Genomic DNA, 2,996 nt, shown 5'->3' with positions numbered 1-2,996 from the left:
CCACAATGGGAAAGTATGGCTGAACTCACAAAGGAGGTCAGGATAGCTCGTAAAGAAGCCCTAGAGGCTCGTAAAACGCTTTTAGAGCTACAAGATAGGGTTAGACCATATCTTGATGCTATTCGCCCTCTGAGCTTCTCTGAGCGCATTAAATTGCAAGAGGTTATGAAAGCTACAAGCCAAGAGCTACAAGAAAATACAAAACAGACTGAAAAGCAGCGGAAAGAACAACGACAAGAGGCACAAGCTGCCCAATGGGAAAAAATCTATGTTGGGCTGACTTCTAACCAACAGATTAAAGCGGAATTTTTCTTAAAAGCAATCGAAGAACGATATAAAAATGATCCTGCCATGCTTAATTTAAAATTAGATGAGGCTAAAAACAAAATTGGTGAAAATCCTGCTGCTTTAGATAAAGTGGAATTGCCTCAAATCAAACAGCAGCAAGACATTGAGGTGAAAATTTCAAAAAATAATTCACCTCAAAAACAACGCTGATTACTCAAGATTTATGAGTTTTAAATCCTATTTGGCTTAAATACGGCAATAATTTTTTTTGTTTTTCAGGGTCTTTAAGTATTGAGCGTAAACGAGCTTTAAAACTTGGCATTTCTTCGCCTACGTTAGCCATTGCTTGTACTTCGCCCAAGTCTGCCAATTTGCTTGCAAATGTGTCTAATTGGCTATCAGACATCTTGATAAATGTGTCTTTTGGTTCTTCAAACATATCTATGGTATTAGGGCATTTTACTGTTTTTATTTCCGCCTTTTTCTCTTTAAATCTTAATTCTAAATGAGTATATGTTCGCCCTTTTTTAATTAACTCATAGCCTACTGTATGCGGACTTTTTTCATTAATTTCATCAATAGCAGTATCAATAACCCATTTCTTTAAGTCTGCAAACAATTGATATTTATTATTTAAATCTAAAGAATCTCGCAATTCAGCAATAGATATTTTACAAAACCCCGTTTCTTTGAATTGCATCATCATTAAATAAAATCTAAAGCTATAAAAACTACTAAATTGAAAAACATCTTTAAGAATTAACTTAGTAAATTGTTCTTTTAATTGACTTATGTAGGGGATCATATTTTCATGAAAAACAATGCGAGCCACGATATTGTCGTCACTCTTAGCGATGATTGGCAAACTATCCAATAAATTATATTTTCTTAATTGCTGAATAAATTCTTCATCATTTTTTGAGTTTGGATATTCTTTTTTAAGCCGTTCAAAAATTTCACTTTTAAAATGTAAGACGCTGTGCAGCCAATGGAATTTCAATTTCCCCATAGCTGTGTCGACCACAACAATACGATTTAATAGCTCCGAACATGCCTCTCTAATTTCTCGTGCAACATTTTTCGGCTCTACTCCTAGTTTTACAAAGTCTTCTTTGGTTATGTAGTACGCCTTACCAGGATCTACCTCTGCATCTTTTGGTATTTGAGCTAAGGCACATAGAACCAAACGCATTTCATTAGCTGTGAGCTTATACGATGCACGTATTAAATTATTATCCATTACGACTAGATCATTTTTCATGTAAAAACCCAATTGATTTTATTATATCAAGAAACTTAATTAACCTCTATATATATAGTGAATGATACATACTCCATATATGTGCGTCAATCCCTCCATATATGTGCGTCAATCCCTCCATATATGTGCGTCAATCCCTCCATATATGTGCGTCAATCCCTCCATATATGTCCTTTGAAAGCCTTGCTGGGCGTGGCATAGCGGGGAGCTAAAAAGCTTTTAAAAAGATTTAAAAACTATTAAAAAGGAAAAAACACTAAAAACTGCCCTATGTACTCGCTAAAGCTCGTACTTTTTGACCTCGTTTCACTCGGTTTTGGGGCAGTTTTTTTGCAAATACTTTTTGTGATTTCAAAAAAGCAAAAGCAAGAATGGATTCGCTTCGCTCATAAATCTTTATGCTCGCTTCGCTCGGTCTGGGTGCATAAGCCTGCATTTAAAAATTTTCTTTTTGTCTTCTAATTATTTTAAAAACGGTTTTTCAGAGTGGGATTAAGCAAATTTGGTTTTGGTCGCTCGTAGACACTCGCTTAAAGCTATCGGGTTTGAACAAAAAAAATAAAGGAGTGAAACTCCTTTACGAACGTACCTTTAGAAACCATAATCGAAGATATTGGGGAATAAAGGTGTAGTGAGTACACCTTTAGACAAACTAAAAGCAGAAAAAAAGGCAAAAAAAATATGGCATTTGCAATTTTAAGAGCTGAAAAACTCAAAACGATGGGGAATATTGGGGGGTCTTTAGCTCATAATTACCGAACAATTGACACACCTAATGCAAATCCAAGCCAAACCCCTAATAACTTTCACAGCCTGAAAGATTCAGAAGCAGTTAAAGCCGCCATTTCTGAACGATTACCTGAAAAAAGACGTTCTGATGCTGTTTTATGTATTGAATACATGATTACGGCAAGCCCTGAATGGCAAGGCTGGAGTGATGATCGTCAAAATGAGTATTTTAAGCAGGCTGTGGACTGGTTAGAGCAAAGACACGGCAAACAAAATGTTGTGGCTACAAGTATTCATAGGGACGAAACTACACCGCATTTAGTGGCGTATGTTGTTCCTCTTGACCAAGAAACAGGAAAATTAAACGCTAAAAAGTTTTTAGGTGGGAAAGCCAAACTTGCTGAAATGCAGTCTAGTTTTTCAAATCATGTTAAAAATCTTGGTTTAAAGCGTGGAATTGAAGGGTCTAAAGCAAAACATACTCGAATCAAAGAGTATTACGCTAAAGTAAATGAACCTACACCGCAGATCAGACAGGTTGAAAGACCCAAAGCTGGAATATTTGAAACTACCGCCCAGTATGGTGACAAGGTGGTTAATTCGGTGCTTGAACAGATCAAACCACAATGGGAAAGTATGGCTGAACTCACAAAGGAGGTCAGGATAGCTCGTAAAGAAGCCCTAGAGGCTCGTAAAACGCTTTTAGAGCTACAAGATA

The 2,996-nt window shown here is 36.3% G+C and carries 3 protein-coding genes; 2 read left to right on the top strand and 1 reads right to left on the bottom strand.

The window, feature by feature from the left end; all coding sequences use genetic code 11:
* Positions 1-498, top strand: a 498-nt coding sequence (locus ACG9ZB_RS16545; protein ID WP_419326790.1) for a hypothetical protein, incomplete at its 5' end; no start/stop codon positions are given.
* A gap of 4 nt (positions 499-502) precedes the next feature.
* Here the strand turns inward: ACG9ZB_RS16545 and ACG9ZB_RS16540 are convergent.
* Positions 503-1,549, bottom strand: a complete 1,047-nt coding sequence (locus tag ACG9ZB_RS16540; RefSeq protein WP_419326789.1) for a replication initiation protein — start codon at positions 1,547-1,549, stop codon at positions 503-505.
* A gap of 681 nt (positions 1,550-2,230) precedes the next feature.
* Between ACG9ZB_RS16540 and mobV the strand changes: the two genes are divergently transcribed.
* The coding region (gene mobV, locus ACG9ZB_RS16535; protein ID WP_419326788.1) for a MobV family relaxase at positions 2,231-2,996 on the top strand (766 nt) is incomplete at its 3' end.

This window comes from Acinetobacter johnsonii (assembly GCF_048551975.1).
Classification (GTDB): Bacteria; Pseudomonadota; Gammaproteobacteria; order Pseudomonadales; family Moraxellaceae; genus Acinetobacter; species Acinetobacter johnsonii_A.
This window is presented reverse-complemented; position numbering and strand designations above follow the sequence as displayed.